This window comes from Pseudophaeobacter sp. 1A09344 (assembly GCF_041008745.1).
GTDB lineage: Bacteria > Pseudomonadota > Alphaproteobacteria > Rhodobacterales > Rhodobacteraceae > Phycobacter > Phycobacter gallaeciensis_A.
Map to the genome: position 1 here is coordinate 92,191 of NZ_JAXGFS010000001.1, position 17,694 is coordinate 109,884.

The window sequence follows — 17,694 nt, forward strand, 5'->3', positions numbered from 1 at the left end:
TCAGCCGCCGGTGTGGCTCATGTGGCGGGACATCTGGCCGCCGGGCGTCTGCCGGGAGTAATCGAAATCATGGCCCTTGGGTTTGAGGTTGATCGCGGCGCGGATCGCTTCTTCGAGCGGGGCCTCGCTGTCCGGGTGGTCGCGCAGGGGCGCGCGCAGATCGGCCATGTCTTCCTGACCCAGGCACATGTAAAGCTCGCCGGTGCAGGTCAGGCGCACCCGGTTACAGCTTTCGCAGAAATTATGGCTAAGCGGGGTGATGAAACCGATCTTCTGACCGGTCTCTTCCAGCCGCACATAGCGGGCCGGGCCGCCGCTGCGTTCCGCCAGATCGGTCACGGTATAGTGATTTTCGTATTCGCGCCGCACGTCCTTGAGCGACCAGTATTGGTCCAGGCGGTCCTCATTGCCGATATCGCCCATGGGCATGACCTCGATCCACGTGAGATCAATATCGCGCGAGGCGCACCAGCGGGTGATCTCGGGCAGCTCCGGTTCGTTAAAACCTTTCAGCGCCACGGCGTTGATCTTGACCCTGAGGCCCGCTTTTTGCGCCGCATCGATGCCACGCATGACCTGCGGCAGGCGGCCCCAGCGGGTGACTGCCGCGAATTTCTGCTCGTCCAGCGTATCGAGCGAGATATTGACCCGGCGTACCCCAGCATCAAACAGATCCTGGGCGTATTTCTCCAGCTGCGAGCCGTTGGTGGTCAGCGTCAGTTCCTTGAGGGCGCCGCTGTCCAGATGCCGGGTCATGCCGCGGAAGAAGGTCATGATATCGCGCCGCACCAGAGGCTCACCGCCGGTGATGCGCAGCTTTTCCACGCCCATGCCGACAAAGGTCGAACACAGCCGGTCCAGTTCCTCCAGCGTCAGCAGTTCTTTCTTGGGCAGAAAGGTCATGTTTTCCGACATGCAATAGACGCAGCGGAAGTCACAACGGTCAGTAACCGAGACGCGCAGGTAGGTGATGGCGCGGGCGAAGGGATCGATCAGCGGAGCAGTCATGACAGCATAGGTAAAGCGGCGCCTTGCCTGCGACAAGAGGGGAGTGCATTTTCCTGCTGGTAAAGATCTGTGTGCGCCAATAGATTTACGGCCATGCGTATCACAGTCTCATGCTCCGCCGCCCTGCCATTGTCCCTGTCCCTGCTGCTGCTTGCCGGTTGCGGGAATTTGGACTTTCCCGACCTGCGTGGACAGGCCGCAAGCAGCACCCCGGCGCCGACCGCAGCGCCCGTGACTGGCGCGCCGCTGGATGCAACCGGTGGCGCCCTGACGGTGCCGGATGCTGTGGAGGAGGATATGGTGTCCGAGGCTGAGGCGCCTGCGGCGTCCTCAATCTTCACCGGCACCGAGCAGGTGGTCGCCTCGCTGGGGGATCCGGCGGTTCCGGGACTGTGGATGGAGACCTCTTTGGTCGGCACCGAGCAACAGGCGGTATTGCGCAGCGCCAGCGGTGCAGAGGTGCAGGTGACGCTGAAACCGGCGGCAAACGGGGGCAGCGCCCGGGTGTCCATCGCTGCAATGCGGGCGCTTGGTCTGCCTTTGACCGAGCTGGTTGAGCTACAGGTGCGCCCGGCCAACTGACGGGCCAACTGACCGGTGAACCAAACCCGTGGATTAGCCTGCCTTTGGCGCCTCGTTGCGAAGGTATTTCCCGGCTTCCTTGCGGGCAAAGGGTTTCATCGCATCGCCATGGGTCGCCAGAAAGATACGGGTGGCCTCTGCATCGTGTTTGCTAAGATCGCGCAGCCACCAAGCGATGGCTTTCTGAATGAACCAGTCGCGGTCTGGCACATAGCCTGCCGCCCATGTGATGATCCGCGCCCGCCGGGCCTGATCGGCGGGTTTGAGATTGTTCATCTTGGCCCAGGGCAGGGTGGCGACCAATGCGGCCCGGCGGGTCCACATATGTTCGGACTGCGTCCAGGTCTCAACATCGTCCAGCCGGGCGGGATGCGCCACCAGCCGTTTCTGCGCCGCCATGCAGGCATGGTCGGCGATGGCCCAGCTATCGAACTGTGGCACCCAGGAACAGATCAACGCCCAGGCGGCGTCGTCGCCCTTGATCCGGGCCTGGGTTAGCAGTTTGGCGGCAGCGAGGCGCCCCTCGAAGATGTCCGTATTCCACAGGGCATCGGCAAGGGCGACGCGCTCTTCCACCGTGAGGCTCTGCCGCCAACCCTTGGTCAGTTCGTTGAGCGCCGGGTTCGGGATACCCAGAACCTCCCGGTTCTGCTTGTGATAGGCCGCCATCTGCTCGGCGCGGCCCGGTTCGATCAGGGCGCGCAGCTGCGCCAGCGCCTCGTCCAGCGTCATCGGATCATTCCACTGTCACGGATTTGGCGAGGTTGCGCGGCTGGTCCACATCGGTGCCCTTGGCCACGGCGGTGTGATAGGCCAGCATCTGCGCGGGCAGGGCGTAAAGGATCGGCGACAGGCTGTCGTGGACCTGCGGCATGCGGATTGCCTGCCAGACCTCGTCACCCGCCTCGGCCAGACCTTCGGCATCCGAGACCAGCATCACCTTGCCCTTGCGCGCCATGACTTCCTGCATGTTGGAGACCGATTTGTCGAAAAGATCGTCCCGCGGGGCGAGAACCACGACCGGCATGTTGTTGTCGATGAGCGCGATGGGGCCGTGTTTCAATTCCCCCGAGGCATAGGCTTCGGCGTGGATGTAGCTGATTTCCTTCAGTTTCAGCGCGCCTTCGAGCGCCAGCGGGAACATCAGCCCCCGGCCCAGGAACAGCACATCCCGCGCTTCGCTGAGCTTCAGGGAGGCCTGACGGATCGCCTCGTTCTGCTCCAGTGCAGCAGACATGACGTTCGGAAGCCCGCGCAGAGCGGAGACATGCGCCTGCAGCTCCTCTTCGCCGATTTCGCCCCGGTCGGTTGCGGCCTTGAGGGCCAGCATCAACAGCACGCTCAGCTGGCAGGTAAAGGCCTTGGTCGAGGCGACCCCGATTTCGACGCCAGCATGGATCGGCAGGGCCAGATCGCTCTCGCGGGCGATGGAGCTTTCGGGGACATTGACCACCGACAGGATCTGATCTGCCTTGTCCTTGCAATAACGCAGGGCGGCGAGGGTATCTGCGGTCTCGCCCGATTGGGAAACAAACAGTGCGGCAGTGCGACCGGGGATCGGTGGTTCGCGATAGCGGAACTCGGAGGCGATATCGACCTCGACCGGAATGCGGGCCAGTTTTTCGAACCAGTATTTCGCAGTGAGGCAGGCATAAAAGGCGGTGCCACAGGCGACCAGTGTCAGCCGGTCGATTTTTGTGAAATCGATCCCGTCGCCTGGCAGGTGCACCGCGTCTTCGCCGACTGGCAGGTAGTGGCGGATGGCTTCGGCAATGACCGTGGGCTGTTCGGCGATTTCCTTGGCCATGAAATGCTTATGCCCGGCCTTGTCGACCTGTGCTGCGTCTATCTGAATGGTGCGCATTTCGCGGTTCGCCAGATCCCCGTTTGCGTCGCGGATCTCCAGGCTGCTGCGGGTCAGGACGGCGCAGTCGCCTTCCTCAAGATAGGTGATCTTGTCCGTAAGCGGCGCCAGGGCGATGGCATCGCTGCCGACGAACATTTCGCGGGTGCCATGTCCGATAGCCAAGGGCGAGCCCTTGCGGGCGGCCACCATCAGATCCTCTTCGCCGTCGAACAGGAAGGCGAGGGCGAAGGCGCCCTCCAGCCGTGACAGGGTTTTCTGTGCGGCCTCGGCGGCGGACAGCCCACCGCGCATGTAGCGCTCTGTCATCAGCGCGACGGTTTCGGTATCGGTTTCGGTCTGAAACTCGATCCCTTCCTTGGCCAGTTCCGCGCGCAGGTCGCGGTAGTTTTCGATGATGCCATTGTGCACGACCGACACTGCGCCGGCACGATGCGGGTGCGCGTTGTTGACCGAAGGTTCGCCGTGGGTGGCCCAGCGGGTGTGGCCGATGCCGGATTTTCCCGCCAGCGGCTCATGCACCAGCAGGTCGCTGAGGTTGACCAGCTTGCCGACAGCGCGGCGGCGTTCCAGCTTGCCGTCGTTGACGGTGGCAATACCCGCACTGTCATAGCCGCGGTATTCCAGCCGCTTCAGCGCCTCCACCAGCAGGGGCGCGGCTTCATGATTGCCAAGAACTCCGACGATTCCGCACATTACGCGCCTCCTTTTGCCTTGCGGGCCTTCTTGGCGCGCAGCATGTCCATCAGTTTTCGCGCGCGGCCGGGTTTGTTTTCCTGGGCGCTGCGCGAGATTGCCAGATCACCATCGTCAACGTTCTTTGTCACCACGGTGCCGCTGGCGGTCATTGCCTCATCGCCGATGCGCACCGGCGCCACCAGAAGGGTGTTGGAGCCGATGAAGCTGCGGGCGCCGATTTCGGTCCGGTGCTTCATTACGCCATCATAGTTGCAGGTGATGGTGCCGGCCCCGATATTGGTGGCTTCGCCGACCGAGGCATCGCCCACGTAAGAGAGATGATTGACCTTGGCACCAGCAGCGATTTCGGCGTTCTTGATCTCGACGAAGTTGCCGATATGGGTGTCTTCTGCCAGTTCGGCGCCGGGGCGCAGGCGGGCATAGGGGCCGACCTTGGCGCCGCGGCTGACGTGGCAGCCTTCGAGATGCGAAAAGGCGCGGATCAACGCGCCGCTTTCCACCGTGACGCCAGGGCCGAACACCACGTTGGGTTCGATGACCGCATCGCGGCCGACCACGGTGTCAAAGGCGAAATAGACGGTTTCCGGCGCCATCAGGGTGACGCCATTTTCCAGCGCCTCGGCGCGGGCGCGGCTCTGGAACAGCGCATCGGCCTGGGCCAGTTCCGCGCGGCTGTTGATACCCAGCGTTTCAGCCTCGTCGCAGGCTACGGCGGTGACGCGCAGGCCCTTGGCGCGGGCCAGTTCCACCAAATCGGTGAGGTAGTATTCGCCCGCCGCGTTGTCGTTGCCGATCTCGGCGATCAGGTCGAACATCAGCTGCGATGCGCAGGCCATCAGGCCGGAATTGCAGAAGGTGATTGCGCGTTCGGTCTCGCTCGCGTCCTTGAACTCGACGATCCGCTCCAGGCTGTCGCCGTCCATCACAAGCCGCCCATAGCGGCCAGGGTCAGCAGCCTCGAAACCCAGAACCACCAGATCGGCCTGTGCGCGCGCTTCGATCATGCGGGTGATGGTCTCGGCGCTGACAAAAGGCGTGTCGCCATAAAGAACCACCGCATCGCCATCAAACCCGGCCAGCGCCTCCCTTGCCTGATCCACTGCGTGACCCGTGCCCAGCTGTTCCTCTTGCAGCACAACCTCGGCGCTCTCGTCGATGTCGGCCACGGCGGCGCGCACGGCTTCGGCGCCATGACCGGCAACCACGACGATCCGCTCCGGCTCCAAAGCGCGCCCGGCGGACATGGCGTGTTCCAGCATAGGGGCCTGGGCGATGGGATGCAGGACCTTAGGCAGATCCGAATTCATCCGCGTGCCTTTGCCTGCGGCCAGGATGACGAGGGCTGTGCTCATGTTATGTTTCTCTTTGTCTTTTCAGCGCCCCCGTTTTATCCGCTAACAGTGGGTGCGCAAGCCATTGCGCCATCAAACTAGGTTGCGGCTTGCAACATCATGCGGCGGAAATGCGCCGAAAGGGGACGATATGCGGACAGTGATCTTTGATCTGGATGGTACTCTGGCGGACACGTCGGGGGATTTGCTGGCAGCGGCCAATGCCTGTTTCCGCCAGATGGGCCATGGTGATCTGCTGACCCGTCCGGGCGACGCGGCGATTGCCCTGCGCGGCGGCAAGCGGATGCTGACCGAGGGGCTGAAGCGGGTCAATGAATACGACGACGCTACCGTCGAAGCCTTTTATCCCGTGCTGCTGGAGGCGTACAAAGGCGCAATCGATCACCACACCGTTCTGTATCCCGGCGCGATGGATGCCGTCGAGGCGTTGAAACTGGCGGGATATGGTGTGGGCATCTGCACCAACAAGCCCGAGGCGCTGGCCGAGCAACTGATGCAATCCCTTGGCGTGCGCGGTGCCTTTGCCTCGCTTGTCGGTGCCGATACGCTGCCGGTGCGCAAACCCGATCCCGCGCCGTTGTTCGAAGCGGCCCGCCGCGCGGGCGGTGACCCCGCGCGCACCGTTCTGATTGGCGACAGTGATACCGACCGCAATACATCCGCCGCTGCGGGCGTGCCCTCGGTTCTCGTCACCTTCGGTCCTGCAGGCGATGACATGGCGGCGCTGAAACCCGAGGCGCTGCTGCACCGGTATGAAGATCTGCCCGGGGTGGTGGCGGAATTGCTGCCCTGATGATCTGATGGCCTTCCGCGCGCGTCTGAAACCGGGCGCGACAGCGGCTTCCCCCTTGACCCCGCAGCTGGCCGCGCTCACAAACAGGCCATGAGCGAGATTTTCACTGGCAGTTTCACCCAGCAGGAACCCATCCCAGAAGAGGCGATTTCCGCCGCGATGGAGGTACTGCGCCATGGCCGTCTGCACCGCTACAATGTTGCGGGCGACGAGGCCGGAGAGACCGCGCTGCTGGAGCGCGAATTCGCCGATCAGATGGGGGCGAAATACTGTCTGGCGGTTGCTTCGGGCGGCTACGCACTGGCCACCGCGCTAAGAGCGGTTGGCGTGAAACATGGCGACCGGGTGCTGACCAATGCCTTTACCCTCGCGCCGGTGCCGGGCTCCATCGCAGCTGTCGGCGCCACGCCGGTCTATGTGGATGTGACCGAGGATCTGACCATCGATCTGGAGGATCTGGCCGCCAAGGCGGATCAGGCGGATGTGCTGATGCTGAGCCATATGCGCGGGCATCTGTGTGACATGGACCGGCTGATGGAGATCTGCAACGACGCCGGGATCACCGTGATCGAGGATTGCGCCCACACCATGGGGGCGGCCTGGAATGGCACGCTTTCGGGTCGGCATGGCGCGGTGGGCTGCTATTCCTGCCAGACCTACAAGCACGTGAACTCGGGCGAGGGCGGGCTGCTGATCACCGATGATGAGGAGATCGCCGCGCGGGCTATCATCCTGTCTGGTTCCTACATGCTTTATGGCCGTCATCTGGCTGCGCCGGAGCCCGAGGTGTTCGAACGGGTGAAATATGAAACCCCGAATATTTCCGGACGGATGGATAATCTGAGGGCCGCGATCCTGCGGCCCCAGCTGCGCGATCTGGAGGTGCAGGTCGCCCGCTGGAATGAACGCTATAGGGAGGTCGAAGCCGGGGTGCGCGGCACGCCGGGTCTGACCGTGGTGGAGCGCCCGGCTGCGGAAACCTATGTCGGCTCCTCTATCCAGTTTCTGTTGCTGGATTGGGCTGCGGACCGGGTGCAGGAAGTCCTGCGCCGCTGCGCCGCCCGAGGGGTTGAGCTGAAGTGGTTTGGTGAACCGCAACCCGTGGCCTTTACCTCCCGCTATGACAGCTGGCGCTACGCCGAGACGCCGTCGCTGCCCAAAAGTGATCGCATTCTGGCGGGGATCGTCGATATGCGGGTTCCGCTGACTTTCAGCCTTGAGGACTGCGCCCAGATCGCTCGCATCATCCGCGCCGAGGTTGGCGCAGTGTTTCAGGGCGCCTGATCCACAGCTGAGGCTGTTTCCTGCAGCAATCAACTCCGACTGGCCGGGCCCCGACAGGGTCCGGCCTTTTCGTGTCCCAACGTGACCTCTTGACCTGTGGTGGCTTGCCGGCAATAAATGAACACATGTTCAAATAATTCGCGATGACTCGGGAGGAGACGCGAGATGTTCAACGCAAGCATGACTTTTGATCTGGGCGAAGATGTAAACGCCCTGCGCGACATGGTGCACCGCTGGGCGCAAGAGCGCGTCAAGCCGATGGCGCAGGAGATCGATCAGAAGAACGAATTCCCCGCCGAGCTGTGGCAGGAGATGGGTGAGCTCGGTCTTCTGGGTATCACCGTCCCCGAGGAATTCGGCGGAGCCGGGATGTCCTATCTGGCCCATACCATCGCGGTCGAGGAAATTGCCCGCGCCAGCGCCTCGGTGTCCTTGTCCTATGGCGCGCATTCCAACCTCTGCGTCAACCAGATCAAGCTGAACGGCAATGCCGAGCAGAAGAAGAAATACCTGCCCCGGCTGATTTCGGGTGAACACGTCGGCGCGCTGGCCATGTCCGAAGCGGGCGCTGGCTCTGACGTTGTATCGATGTCCCTGCGGGCCGAAAAACGCAACGATCACTATCGCCTCAACGGTAACAAATACTGGATCACCAACGGCCCCGATGCCGACACGCTGGTGGTCTACGCCAAGACCGATCCCGAAGCAGGCTCCAAGGGCATCACCGCCTTCCTGATCGAGAAAGAGTTCAAAGGTTTCTCGACCTCGGTGCATTTCGACAAGCTGGGCATGCGCGGCTCCAACACCGGCGAGCTGATCTTTGAGGACTGCGAAGTGCCGTTTGAGAACGTGCTGGGGGAAGAGGGGAAGGGCGTTCAGGTTCTGATGTCCGGCCTTGATTACGAACGCGTGGTTCTGGCGGGCATCGGCAGCGGTATCATCGCCGCCTGCATGGACGAGATGATGCCCTACATGAAAGAACGCAAACAGTTCGGCAAGCCGATCGGAAGCTTCCAGCTGATGCAGGGCAAGATCGCCGATATGTACACGGCGATGAATTCCTCGCGCGCCTACATCTACGAAGTGGCCAAGGCCTGCGACAATGGCACGGTGACGCGCCAGGACGCGGCGGCTTGCTGCCTTTATGCCTCTGAGCAGGCAATGGTGCAGGCGCACCAGGCGGTGCAGGCCTTTGGCGGTGCCGGTTATCTGTCTGACAATCCGGTGGGCCGGATCTTCCGCGATGCCAAGCTGATGGAAATCGGCGCGGGCACTTCGGAAATCCGCCGCATGCTGATCGGCCGCGAGCTGATGGCAACCATGTAAAAGCAGTAAGCCCGCGTGACCGAGGGAAGGCACGCGGGCTTGTCTGTGGTCCGGGCAGGCGGCAGCGCCCGCCCGGGAAACCGGATCAGAGGGTCAGAAGCGGTGGACGTAGGCAACACCCACAACAACCGGATCAATCTCGGCGGTACCGATCGCGGCACCGTTCAGGAAGGCGTCGGTCTCGATATCCATGTAGCGCACGTTCAGGCGCAGCGCACCGTTGTCCGACACTTGCCAGTCCGCACCAGCGTTGAGCGCAAGGCCCCAGCTGTCATCAAGGTTCAGCACGCCAAGCGGCGAGCTTTCTTCAAAGAAGGTGGTGTAGTTCACACCAATGCCGACGAAGGGCGTGATCTTGCTGTTGGTCGGGAAGTGGTAGTTCAGCGACAGGGTCGGCGGCAACTGCTTGGTCGAACCGGCATAGCCGACACCGGCGATGGTGACGTCATGCTCGAACGGGGTCGCGACCAGGAGTTCGATGCCAAGGTTGTCGCGGATGAAATATTCAACTGTCAGCGACAGTTGCGTTTCATCGCTGACCGTTGCGGCACCCCCGGCCAACGTGCCGTTGTTCGATTTGGGGTTCACGTTGGCGATCCCTGCACCGAAGGTCCAGTCGCCTTGCGACTGGGCAAGGGCCGGGGCCGCAAAGGCGGCGCATGCAGCAGAGAGGGCGAGGGCGGAAACGATGCGTTTCATGGGGAAGATCCCTTTTCTTTCGAGTACGCCGGGATCATGCGCCATGGAGGCGAAAACGTCTCTGATCTGGATCAAGCAGGTTTGTGCCGAGCCTTTGAAATGCACCACAAAACGCGCATGCCTGCCATGCATTTTAGGAAGATCTGACTATGCAGGACTACAGTAGCATACCGGGGCTGACGCCCGATGGTCGCTGGGATCTGCCAGAGCGGCTCAATATGGCGGCACAGGCCATGGATCACCCGGCAGAGGCGCTGGCGCTGATCGATCTGACCGGCGCCGCGCGGCGCGACATTTCCCATGGGGAACTGGCGGCGATGGTCGATGGTCTGGCGCGCTATCTTCTGTCGCGGATCCAGCCGGGCGACCGGGTGGGTGTGCTGCTCAGCCAGTCGCCCTGGTGCGCTGCGGCGCATCTGGCGATCTGGAAGGTCGGCGCCATTTCGGTGCCCTTGTTCAAGCTGTTCCAGCACGATGCACTGGCCTCGCGCGCCGGGGATGCGGGGGTGCGTTTCGTGCTGACCGATCCCGAGGGTGCGCTGCTGCTGGGTGATCTGGCCGAGGCGGTGATGGTGCGGGACGCAGGCATTGACGGGGCCCCGGTGCCCTTTGCCGCGACCGGCCCGGAAACCCCGGCTGTCCTTATATATACCTCCGGCACCACCGGCAGCCCCAAGGGCGCGCTGCACGCCCACCGGGTGTTGACCGGCCATCTGCCGGGCGTCGCCATCAGCCATGATCACCTGGGCCAGCCGAGCGACTGTATCTGGACCCCTGCCGATTGGGCCTGGATCGGCGGGCTGTTCGATGTGCTGATGCCCGGTCTGGCGCTGGGCGTACCGGTTGTCGCCGCGCGGCTGGATAAATTTACACCCGAGGCCTGTGTAGATCTGATCACGCGGGGCGGCGTGCGCAATATCTTCTTCCCGCCCACCGCGCTCAGGATGCTGAAGGCCGCCGGCAAGGCTGTGCCCGGTCTGCGCTCGGTCGCTTCGGGTGGTGAGCCCTTGGGGGCCGAGATGCTGGCCTGGGGGCAGGAGGCTTTTGGTCTTACGATCAACGAATTCTACGGGCAGACCGAATGCAACATGGTCGCCTCCTCTTGCGGCGTGGATTACCCGCCCCGTCCGGGCTGCATCGGGAAGGCGGTGCCGGGGCATGAGGTCGCCGTGATCGACGCCGATGGCAATCCCACCGATCAGGAGGGCGATGTTGCAGTGCGGCGTGGCTCTGCCTCGATGATGCTGGAATACTGGAACCGACCCAAGGAGACGGCCGAGAAATTCCACGGTGAATGGCTGATCACAGGTGATCGCGGCATCTGGGAGGGCGATTACCTGCGGTTCGTGGGCCGCGAGGATGATGTGATCACCTCCTCCGGCTATCGGATCGGCCCGGCCGAGATAGAGGACTGCCTGCTGACCCATCCCAGCGTCGCCACCGTCGGCGTCGTCGGCAAGCCCGACCCGATGCGCACCGAGATCGTCAAGGCCTATGTGGTGCTGAAGGAGGGCGCTGCGGCCACCGAGAAAGAGTTGCAGGACTACGTCAAGGACCGTCTGGCCCATTATTCCTACCCCCGTGAAATCGCATTTCTGGACGCCTTGCCGATGACCGTGACCGGCAAGGTGATCCGCAAGGAACTGAAGGCGCGGGCAGCGGCGGAGGGGAAAGCATGAAGCTGTTATTTGCAGTTTGTGCGGCACTTGCCGTAATGCCGCGCCAGGCGCAGGCGGAGGCTGATAAAACGCCTCCGTTCGACACTCCGGGTTTCCTGGCAGAATGCACGAACCGCATTCCCAATGTGGCAATGCAGATCCCCATGAACCAGCTCTGTGTCTCCGCTGCCAGGCAACTCTGCGATCTCAGCACCGGCGGGCAGGGCGCAAGCCAGTGTCTGTCTACGGTGACAGAATGGTTGGAAACGGACATCACACGTATTCGATCGAGTTTTCCTGACGCGGCAGAAATGGTGGAGAAGCCTAGCGGCATGTCTCCTTTGCCCATGGGGGCCGCGCAGGCCATAGATTGTTCTCAGCTCAAAGTGCCGAATGTGTCTTCTGAGGGGGGCTGTTCCTATCAGGAAGCGGTGTCTCGATGGTTGAAATTCAGGGTGGTTGAGCTGAGCAGCCAACCCCGCGAAGATTGAAAAGGATGTAGGTATGAAACTTCAATCCAAGGCAATGCCTTCCTCCGAAGGCTTCAAACAGAACCGCGAGGCGCATCTTGAGGCGCTGGCACAGATCAACGAGGCGGCGGAGGCCGCACGTCTGGGCGGCGGGGAGAAATCCCGCGCCCGTCACGAAAGCCGGGGCAAGATGCTGCCGCGCCGCAGGGTGGCGAACCTCTTGGATCCGGGCTCTCCCTTCCTTGAGGTCGGCGCGACGGCGGCCCACAATATGTATGACGGCGCAGCCCCGGCTGCGGGCGTCATCGCGGGCATTGGCCGGGTGCATGGGCAAGAGGTCATGGTGGTCTGCAACGACGCCACTGTGAAGGGCGGCACCTATTATCCGATGACGGTGAAGAAACACCTGCGCGCGCAGGAGATCGCCGAGGAAAACCGCCTGCCGTGCATCTATCTGGTGGACAGCGGCGGGGCCAACCTGCCCAACCAGGACGAGGTCTTCCCGGATCGCGACCACTTTGGCCGCATCTTCTACAATCAGGCGCGTATGTCCGCAAAAGGCATCCCGCAGATCGCCGTGGTCATGGGATCATGCACCGCAGGCGGCGCCTATGTGCCCGCGATGTCGGATGTGACAATCATCGTCAAGGAACAGGGCACCATCTTCCTTGCTGGCCCGCCGCTGGTGAAGGCCGCCACCGGAGAGGTGGTCAGCGCCGAGGATCTCGGCGGCGGTGATGTGCACACGCGTCTTTCCGGTGTGGCCGATTATCTGGCCGAGGATGATACCCACGCGCTGGCACTGGCGCGTCGCGCGGTGCAGTCGCTCAACATCACCAAACCGCTGGGCGTTAACTGGGCCAGCCCGGAAGAGCCCGCCTATGACCCTGAAGAGATCCTCGGCGTGGTGCCTGGCGATCTGCGCACGCCTTATGACATCCGCGAGGTGATTGCGCGCCTGGTGGATGGGTCTCGCTTTGACGAGTTCAAGCCGCGCTTTGGTGAGACGCTGGTCACCGGCTTTGCCCATGTGAAGGGCTGCCCGGTGGGCATCATCGCCAACAACGGGGTTCTCTTCTCCGAGGCCGCACAGAAAGGCGCGCACTTCGTTGAACTGTGCAGCCAGCGCAAGATCCCGTTGGTCTTTTTGCAGAACATCACCGGCTTCATGGTGGGCCGCAAGTACGAGAACGAAGGCATCGCCCGCCATGGCGCCAAGATGGTGACGGCGGTGGCGACGACAAATGTGCCCAAGGTGACGATGCTGGTGGGCGGCTCATTCGGGGCCGGCAATTACGGCATGTCGGGGCGCGCGTATCAGCCGCGCTTCCTGTGGACATGGCCGAATTCGCGCATTTCCGTGATGGGCGGCGAACAGGCGGCGGGGGTTCTTGCCACCGTGAAGCGCGACGCCATCGAACGCCAGGGCGGGGCTTGGTCGGCCGAGGAAGAGGCCGAGTTCAAGCGCCCCACCATCGAGATGTTCGAGGAGCAGAGCCATCCGCTCTATGCCTCGGCGCGGCTTTGGGACGATGGCATCATCGACCCGCGCAAATCCCGAGAGGTGCTGGCCCTGTCGCTGAGCGCCGCTTTGAATGCACCGATTGAAGACACGCGCTTTGGCGTGTTCCGGATGTGAGGTAAGGCAACGATGATCCCCCTCGAAGAGGCCCTCGCAGCATTTCCCGTTGCGCAAAGCTATCGCCCCGGCGATTCATCTGCCTTGAATGCCGAAATCATCGGCCTGATCCGCTCGGGCGCAAAGACCGTCAGCTGCGAGGCTTGGTCGGTCTTCGACGATGGCCTGGAAAGCTTTCCCGAGGCGGGGCGCGTGGATATCGTGTTGAACTGGGACGGAACGGCCGCCTGCGCCACCGAAACCGTGAAGGTGGACAAGGTCCGCTTTTGCGACGTAACGGCAGAGATGGTTCCGCCTCAGGGAGAATTCAAAGACTTGGAGCACTGGCGGGCGGGGTACGAAAGCTACCTGACCCGTACGGGTCGCTTTCACCAAAACGCACCGATGATGGTTGAGACCTTTCGTCTGGTCCGTGATTTCGGAGACCACAAAGATGTTTGACAAAATTCTGATCGCAAACCGGGGCGAAATTGCCTGCCGCGTTATGGAAACCGCCCGCGCCATGGGTGTGAAAACCGTTGCCATCTATTCGGATGCCGACCGGGCCGCGAAACATGTGGCCATGGCGGATGAGGCCTGCCACATCGGCACCGGATCTGCGCCCGCCGACAGCTACCTTCTGGGGGATGAGATCATCGCCATCGCCAAGGCGGCCGGCGCTCAGGCGATCCATCCGGGCTATGGTTTCCTGTCGGAAAACCCCGAGTTCGTCGACGCGGTAGAGGCGGCTGGCCTTGTGTTCATCGGTCCTTCGGCGGATGCGATCCGCAAGATGGGCCTGAAAGACGCGGCCAAGGCCCTGATGGAAGAGGCTGGCGTGCCCGTCGTGCCCGGCTATCACGGCAAGAACCAGGACCCAGAGCACCTGTCGGGCGCTGCCGATACCATCGGCTATCCCGTCCTGATCAAGGCGGTCGCCGGTGGCGGCGGCAAGGGTATGCGTCTGGTCGAGGATCCAAAGGATTTCGATGAGGCGCTGAAAAGCGCGCAGGGCGAAGCCACCACGGCCTTTGGCAACCCGGATGTCTTGATCGAGAAATACATCCAGCAGCCCCGCCATATCGAGGTGCAGGTCTTTGGCGATGGCACCACGGCGGTGCATCTCTTTGAACGGGACTGTTCGCTCCAGCGGCGTCACCAGAAGGTCATCGAAGAGGCACCCGCGCCCGGCATGACCGAGGAAATGCGCGAGGCCATGGGCCGCGCAGGTGTGCGCGCGGCCGAGGCGATTGGCTATAAAGGCGCCGGTACGGTGGAATTCATCGTCGATGGCTCCAACGGGCTGCGCCCTGACGGGTTCTGGTTCATGGAAATGAACACCCGCCTGCAGGTGGAACATCCGGTCACCGAACTGATCACCGGCGTCGATCTGGTGGAATGGCAGCTGCGCGTGGCTTCGGGTGAAAGCCTGCCGCAACAGCAGGACGAGCTGACCATCACTGGTCACGCCTTTGAAGCGCGGCTTTATGCCGAGGATGTGCCAAAGGGCTTCCTGCCGGCAACCGGCACGCTGACGCATCTGCAATTCCCCGAAAGCTGCCGCGCCGACAGTGGCGTGCGGGCAGGGGACACCATCAGCCCTTGGTATGATCCGATGATTTCCAAGGTGATCGTGCATGGTCCCACCCGCGCTGTCGCCCTGTCGCGCCTGTCGCAGGCTTTGGCGGAAACTGAGGTCGGCGGTACGGTGACCAACCTTGCCTTCCTTGGGGCCTTGGCCGCGCATGAGGGCTTCTCTGCGGGGGATGTCGATACCGGCCTCATCGCGCGGGATCTGGATCAGCTTGTCGAGGCGCCCGCCGTGACGCCCGCACACAAGGCTGCCGCCGGGATGCAGGCGCTGGGTCTGACCGACACCGATTGGGACACCGGCTTTACCCTGTGGTCCGACATGCACCGCTCGGTTCATCTCAGCCTTCAGGGCGAAGAATTCGAGGCCATGGTCGAGGTGGACGGGCCGGATCGGCAGATCTGGACCATAGGTGAGGATCAGGTCACGGCAAACCGCATCGGTGGTGCATGGGTTCTGGGCGGCGACCGGCTGCCGCCGATGGCGCAGGCTGGGAACACGATCACCGTTTTCGACGGCTACGGGATCCAGTTTGAGGTGATCGATCCGCTCGACCGGGCGTCGGCTGCCGGGGGGGACATGAACCTGATCGAGGCGCCGATGCCGGGGCTGGTCAAGGCGGTATTCGCCGAAGCAGGCCAGAAGGTGAAGGAAGGTGATCGCCTTGCCGTTCTCGAAGCCATGAAAATGGAGCATTCGCTGCTGGCGGCGCGCGATGGCACCGTGGCTGAGGCTCTGGCCGCAGCAGGCGATCAGGTCGAGGCTGGCGCTGCGCTGGTGCGGCTGGAGGATGCCGACGACTGATCGGCTCTCGTGAAGAAACTGCGTTGGCGGCAGAGTGCTGCCAACGCGACTGAATATCGAAGGCAGGATTGCCGGGGAGGGCGCGCCATGACGCAATGCGTTGAAATCTTCGAAATGGGTCCGCGCGACGGGCTGCAGAATGAAAAACGGGCCATTCCCGTGGCGGAAAAGATCGCGCTGGTGGATTGCCTGTCCCGCGCAGGCTTCCGGCGGATCGAGGTGGCGAGCTTTGTCTCCCCCAAATGGGTGCCGCAGATGGCGGGCAGCGGCGAGGTTCTGGCGGGCATCAAACGCGCGCCCGGTGTGTCCTATGCGGCGCTGACGCCCAACATGCGGGGATACGAGGACGCGGTAGCCGCCAAGGCGGATGAGATCGCTGTCTTTGCCTCCGCCTCCGAAGGGTTTTCCAAGGCCAATATCAACGCCAGCATTGCCGAGAGCATCGAGCGCTTCGTGCCCATCCTTGAGGCGGCGAAGAAGATCGACCTGCCGGTGCGGGGCTATGTCTCCTGCGTGACCGATTGCCCCTATGATGGCGCGACGCCGCCGGAGCAGGTGGCTGAGGTGGCCGAACGGCTGTTCGCGCTGGGCTGTTATGAGGTCTCGCTGGGGGACACGATCGGGCAGGGCACGCCGGAGACGATCACGAAGATGCTGGAAGCGGTGAAATCGCGTGTGCCTGTCGAGAAACTGGCTGGCCATTATCATGACACCGCCGGGCGGGCGATTGCCAATATCGACGCCTCGCTTGCGCAGGGCGTGCGGGTGTTTGATGCCGCCGTCGGCGGGCTGGGCGGTTGTCCCTATGCGCCGGGCGCTGCGGGCAACGTGGCGACGGAAACGGTGCACGCGCATCTGACGGCACTGGGATATGACACCGGGCTCGATGCCCGGGTGCTGGATGAGGCTGCCGAGGTGGCCCGTGCCATGCGCGGCGCGGTCTGATTGGGCGAATTTAGGAAAGAGAGCGATACGATGTTCAATACGATTACCCTTGAGACCGATGCGCGCGGCGTGGCGACCCTGACCCTGAACCGGCCCGAGAAGCATAACGCCATGTCTGGTGAGATGCTGCTGGAGCTGAAACAGGCCGCACAGGACCTTGCCGCTGATGACAAGGTGCGGGTCGTGGTGCTGACCGGCGCAGGCAAAAGCTTTTGCGCGGGCGGCGATCTTGGCTGGATGCAGGCGCAGATGACGGCCGATGCGGAAACCCGCGCGAAAGAGGCGCGGGTGCTGGCGGAAATGCTGATGCTGCTCAACACCCTGCCTAAACCGTTGATCGGGGCCATTCAGGGCAATGCCTTTGGTGGCGGTGTTGGCATGGCCTCAGTCTGTGACGTGGCGATTGGTGTCGATCATCTGAAGATGGGGCTGACGGAAACCAAACTGGGCCTGATCCCGGCCACCATCGGCCCCTATGTGATTGCCCGCATGGGCGAAGCGCGCGCGCGCCGTGTCTTCATGTCGGCCCGTCTGTTTGGCGCGGCCGAGGCGGTCGATCTGGGGCTGCTCGCCAGAATCGTTCCGGCCGATCAACTGGCCGAAACGGTCGAGGCAGAGGTCGCCCCCTACATGGCCTGCGCCCCGGGCGCGGTCGCCGCAGCGAAAAAACTGACCCGCGATCTGGGTCCGCGTCTGGACGACGCCACCATCGACCACACCATCAAGGCGCTGGTTGACCGCTGGGAAGGCGGCGAAGCCTCCGAGGGCATCGCGGCGTTTTTCGACAAACGCAAACCCAGCTGGCAGGTCTGAAACGGGTCTGCGAGGGGCCTCAGACACGGGTTTAAAGGCGGTTTCGCGGCCTTGCCAAAGACCGAGTATTTCCCTCAGGCGCGCCCAAATTTTGGGCGCGCTGTTCTTTTCTTATACATAGAAAAATATGCATATTTATATGCGTTTGCGGGCCATGTGATGTGCCCACGCCGCGCTGTTAAAGGAAG

Annotated in this window: 16 protein-coding genes; 11 read left to right on the top strand and 5 right to left on the bottom strand. The window is 62.9% G+C overall.

Features of this window, described 5'->3' with window-relative positions; translation table 11 throughout:
• Complete coding sequence (moaA, locus tag SM765_RS00370) at positions 1 to 1,008, bottom strand: GTP 3',8-cyclase MoaA (protein ID WP_065273102.1); 1,008 nt, start codon at positions 1,006 to 1,008, stop codon at positions 1 to 3.
• A gap of 93 nt (positions 1,009 to 1,101) precedes the next feature.
• On the opposite strand from moaA, the gene SM765_RS00375 reads away from it, so the two are divergent.
• Positions 1,102 to 1,590, top strand: coding sequence for a hypothetical protein (locus tag SM765_RS00375; protein WP_274836723.1), 489 nt, complete (start codon positions 1,102 to 1,104; stop codon positions 1,588 to 1,590).
• A 33-nt stretch (positions 1,591 to 1,623) separates the two neighbouring features.
• On the opposite strand, the gene SM765_RS00380 is transcribed toward SM765_RS00375, so the two are convergent.
• Genes SM765_RS00380 through glmU form a run of 3 tightly spaced genes read right to left on the bottom strand, consistent with a single transcriptional unit; the run spans position 1,624 to position 5,505 of the window.
• Positions 1,624 to 2,322, bottom strand: a complete 699-nt coding sequence (locus SM765_RS00380; protein ID WP_274836724.1) for a DNA alkylation repair protein — start codon at positions 2,320 to 2,322, stop codon at positions 1,624 to 1,626.
• Positions 2,323 to 2,326: 4 nt separating this feature from the next.
• The gene (gene glmS, locus SM765_RS00385) at positions 2,327 to 4,150 is read right to left on the bottom strand and encodes a glutamine--fructose-6-phosphate transaminase (isomerizing) (RefSeq protein WP_274836725.1); all 1,824 of its coding nucleotides are present in this window, start codon (positions 4,148 to 4,150) and stop codon (positions 2,327 to 2,329) included.
• On the bottom strand, positions 4,150 to 5,505 hold the full coding sequence (gene glmU, locus SM765_RS00390) for a bifunctional UDP-N-acetylglucosamine diphosphorylase/glucosamine-1-phosphate N-acetyltransferase GlmU (RefSeq protein WP_274836726.1): 1,356 nt from the start codon (positions 5,503 to 5,505) through the stop codon (positions 4,150 to 4,152). The genes glmS and glmU overlap by 1 nt, the downstream gene beginning before the upstream one ends.
• 130 nt (positions 5,506 to 5,635) lie before the next feature.
• Between glmU and SM765_RS00395 the strand changes: the two genes are divergently transcribed.
• The 3 genes from SM765_RS00395 (at position 5,636) to SM765_RS00405 (ending at position 8,908) form a co-directional block, all read left to right on the top strand.
• Entirely contained in the window at positions 5,636 to 6,298 is a 663-nt protein-coding gene (locus SM765_RS00395; RefSeq protein WP_274831815.1) for an HAD-IA family hydrolase, read from the top strand.
• 90 nt (positions 6,299 to 6,388) lie between these two features.
• Positions 6,389 to 7,582 (top strand): DegT/DnrJ/EryC1/StrS family aminotransferase, encoded by a 1,194-nt coding sequence (locus SM765_RS00400; RefSeq protein WP_274836727.1) that lies wholly within the window; start codon positions 6,389 to 6,391, stop codon positions 7,580 to 7,582.
• A gap of 165 nt (positions 7,583 to 7,747) precedes the next feature.
• Positions 7,748 to 8,908: an isovaleryl-CoA dehydrogenase gene (locus SM765_RS00405; protein WP_274828819.1), complete on the top strand. Its 1,161-nt coding sequence runs from the start codon at positions 7,748 to 7,750 to the stop codon at positions 8,906 to 8,908.
• 93 nt (positions 8,909 to 9,001) lie between these two features.
• Here SM765_RS00405 and SM765_RS00410 read toward each other — a convergent pair whose 3' ends face one another.
• Complete coding sequence (locus tag SM765_RS00410; RefSeq protein ID WP_274836728.1) at positions 9,002 to 9,607, bottom strand: OmpW/AlkL family protein; 606 nt, start codon at positions 9,605 to 9,607, stop codon at positions 9,002 to 9,004.
• A gap of 149 nt (positions 9,608 to 9,756) precedes the next feature.
• Here SM765_RS00410 and SM765_RS00415 point away from each other — a divergent pair, with 149 nt between their 5' ends.
• From SM765_RS00415 to SM765_RS00445, 7 genes are all read left to right on the top strand, one after another.
• Complete coding sequence (locus SM765_RS00415) at positions 9,757 to 11,286, top strand: AMP-binding protein (protein WP_274836729.1); 1,530 nt, start codon at positions 9,757 to 9,759, stop codon at positions 11,284 to 11,286.
• On the top strand, positions 11,283 to 11,756 hold the full coding sequence (locus SM765_RS00420; RefSeq protein ID WP_274836730.1) for a hypothetical protein: 474 nt from the start codon (positions 11,283 to 11,285) through the stop codon (positions 11,754 to 11,756). Before SM765_RS00415 ends, SM765_RS00420 begins: the two co-directional genes overlap by 4 nt.
• Before the next feature lie 13 nt (positions 11,757 to 11,769).
• Positions 11,770 to 13,374, top strand: a complete 1,605-nt coding sequence (locus SM765_RS00425; RefSeq protein ID WP_274836731.1) for a carboxyl transferase domain-containing protein — start codon at positions 11,770 to 11,772, stop codon at positions 13,372 to 13,374.
• Positions 13,375 to 13,386: 12 nt separating this feature from the next.
• Positions 13,387 to 13,815, top strand: a complete 429-nt coding sequence (locus tag SM765_RS00430) for an ASCH domain-containing protein (protein ID WP_274831819.1) — start codon at positions 13,387 to 13,389, stop codon at positions 13,813 to 13,815.
• On the top strand, positions 13,808 to 15,748 hold the full coding sequence (locus SM765_RS00435; RefSeq protein ID WP_274836732.1) for an acetyl/propionyl/methylcrotonyl-CoA carboxylase subunit alpha: 1,941 nt from the start codon (positions 13,808 to 13,810) through the stop codon (positions 15,746 to 15,748). Before SM765_RS00430 ends, SM765_RS00435 begins: the two co-directional genes overlap by 8 nt.
• A gap of 87 nt (positions 15,749 to 15,835) precedes the next feature.
• Entirely contained in the window at positions 15,836 to 16,693 is an 858-nt protein-coding gene (locus tag SM765_RS00440; protein ID WP_274833549.1) for a hydroxymethylglutaryl-CoA lyase, read from the top strand.
• Positions 16,694 to 16,723: 30 nt separating this feature from the next.
• Complete coding sequence (locus SM765_RS00445) at positions 16,724 to 17,506, top strand: crotonase/enoyl-CoA hydratase family protein (RefSeq protein WP_274833551.1); 783 nt, start codon at positions 16,724 to 16,726, stop codon at positions 17,504 to 17,506.
• Positions 17,507 to 17,694 lie beyond the last annotated feature (188 nt).

What these genes read in the sequence shown, in the direction of transcription:
- SM765_RS00410 (WP_274836728.1), bottom strand. Translation starts at nt 9,607, where the DNA reads ATGAAACGCATCGTTTCCGCCCTCGCCCTCTCTGCTGCATGCGCCGCC.
- SM765_RS00395 (WP_274831815.1), top strand. Translation starts at nt 5,636, where the DNA reads ATGCGGACAGTGATCTTTGATCTGGATGGTACTCTGGCGGACACGTCG.
- SM765_RS00415 (WP_274836729.1), top strand. Translation starts at nt 9,757, where the DNA reads ATGCAGGACTACAGTAGCATACCGGGGCTGACGCCCGATGGTCGCTGG.
- glmU (WP_274836726.1), bottom strand. Translation starts at nt 5,505, where the DNA reads ATGAGCACAGCCCTCGTCATCCTGGCCGCAGGCAAAGGCACGCGGATG.
- SM765_RS00405 (WP_274828819.1), top strand. Translation starts at nt 7,748, where the DNA reads ATGTTCAACGCAAGCATGACTTTTGATCTGGGCGAAGATGTAAACGCC.
- SM765_RS00420 (WP_274836730.1), top strand. Translation starts at nt 11,283, where the DNA reads ATGAAGCTGTTATTTGCAGTTTGTGCGGCACTTGCCGTAATGCCGCGC.
- SM765_RS00430 (WP_274831819.1), top strand. Translation starts at nt 13,387, where the DNA reads ATGATCCCCCTCGAAGAGGCCCTCGCAGCATTTCCCGTTGCGCAAAGC.
- SM765_RS00400 (WP_274836727.1), top strand. Translation starts at nt 6,389, where the DNA reads ATGAGCGAGATTTTCACTGGCAGTTTCACCCAGCAGGAACCCATCCCA.
- SM765_RS00440 (WP_274833549.1), top strand. Translation starts at nt 15,836, where the DNA reads ATGACGCAATGCGTTGAAATCTTCGAAATGGGTCCGCGCGACGGGCTG.
- moaA (WP_065273102.1), bottom strand. Translation starts at nt 1,008, where the DNA reads ATGACTGCTCCGCTGATCGATCCCTTCGCCCGCGCCATCACCTACCTG.
- SM765_RS00435 (WP_274836732.1), top strand. Translation starts at nt 13,808, where the DNA reads ATGTTTGACAAAATTCTGATCGCAAACCGGGGCGAAATTGCCTGCCGC.
- SM765_RS00425 (WP_274836731.1), top strand. Translation starts at nt 11,770, where the DNA reads ATGAAACTTCAATCCAAGGCAATGCCTTCCTCCGAAGGCTTCAAACAG.
- glmS (WP_274836725.1), bottom strand. Translation starts at nt 4,150, where the DNA reads ATGTGCGGAATCGTCGGAGTTCTTGGCAATCATGAAGCCGCGCCCCTG.
- SM765_RS00445 (WP_274833551.1), top strand. Translation starts at nt 16,724, where the DNA reads ATGTTCAATACGATTACCCTTGAGACCGATGCGCGCGGCGTGGCGACC.
- SM765_RS00380 (WP_274836724.1), bottom strand. Translation starts at nt 2,322, where the DNA reads ATGACGCTGGACGAGGCGCTGGCGCAGCTGCGCGCCCTGATCGAACCG.
- SM765_RS00375 (WP_274836723.1), top strand. Translation starts at nt 1,102, where the DNA reads ATGCGTATCACAGTCTCATGCTCCGCCGCCCTGCCATTGTCCCTGTCC.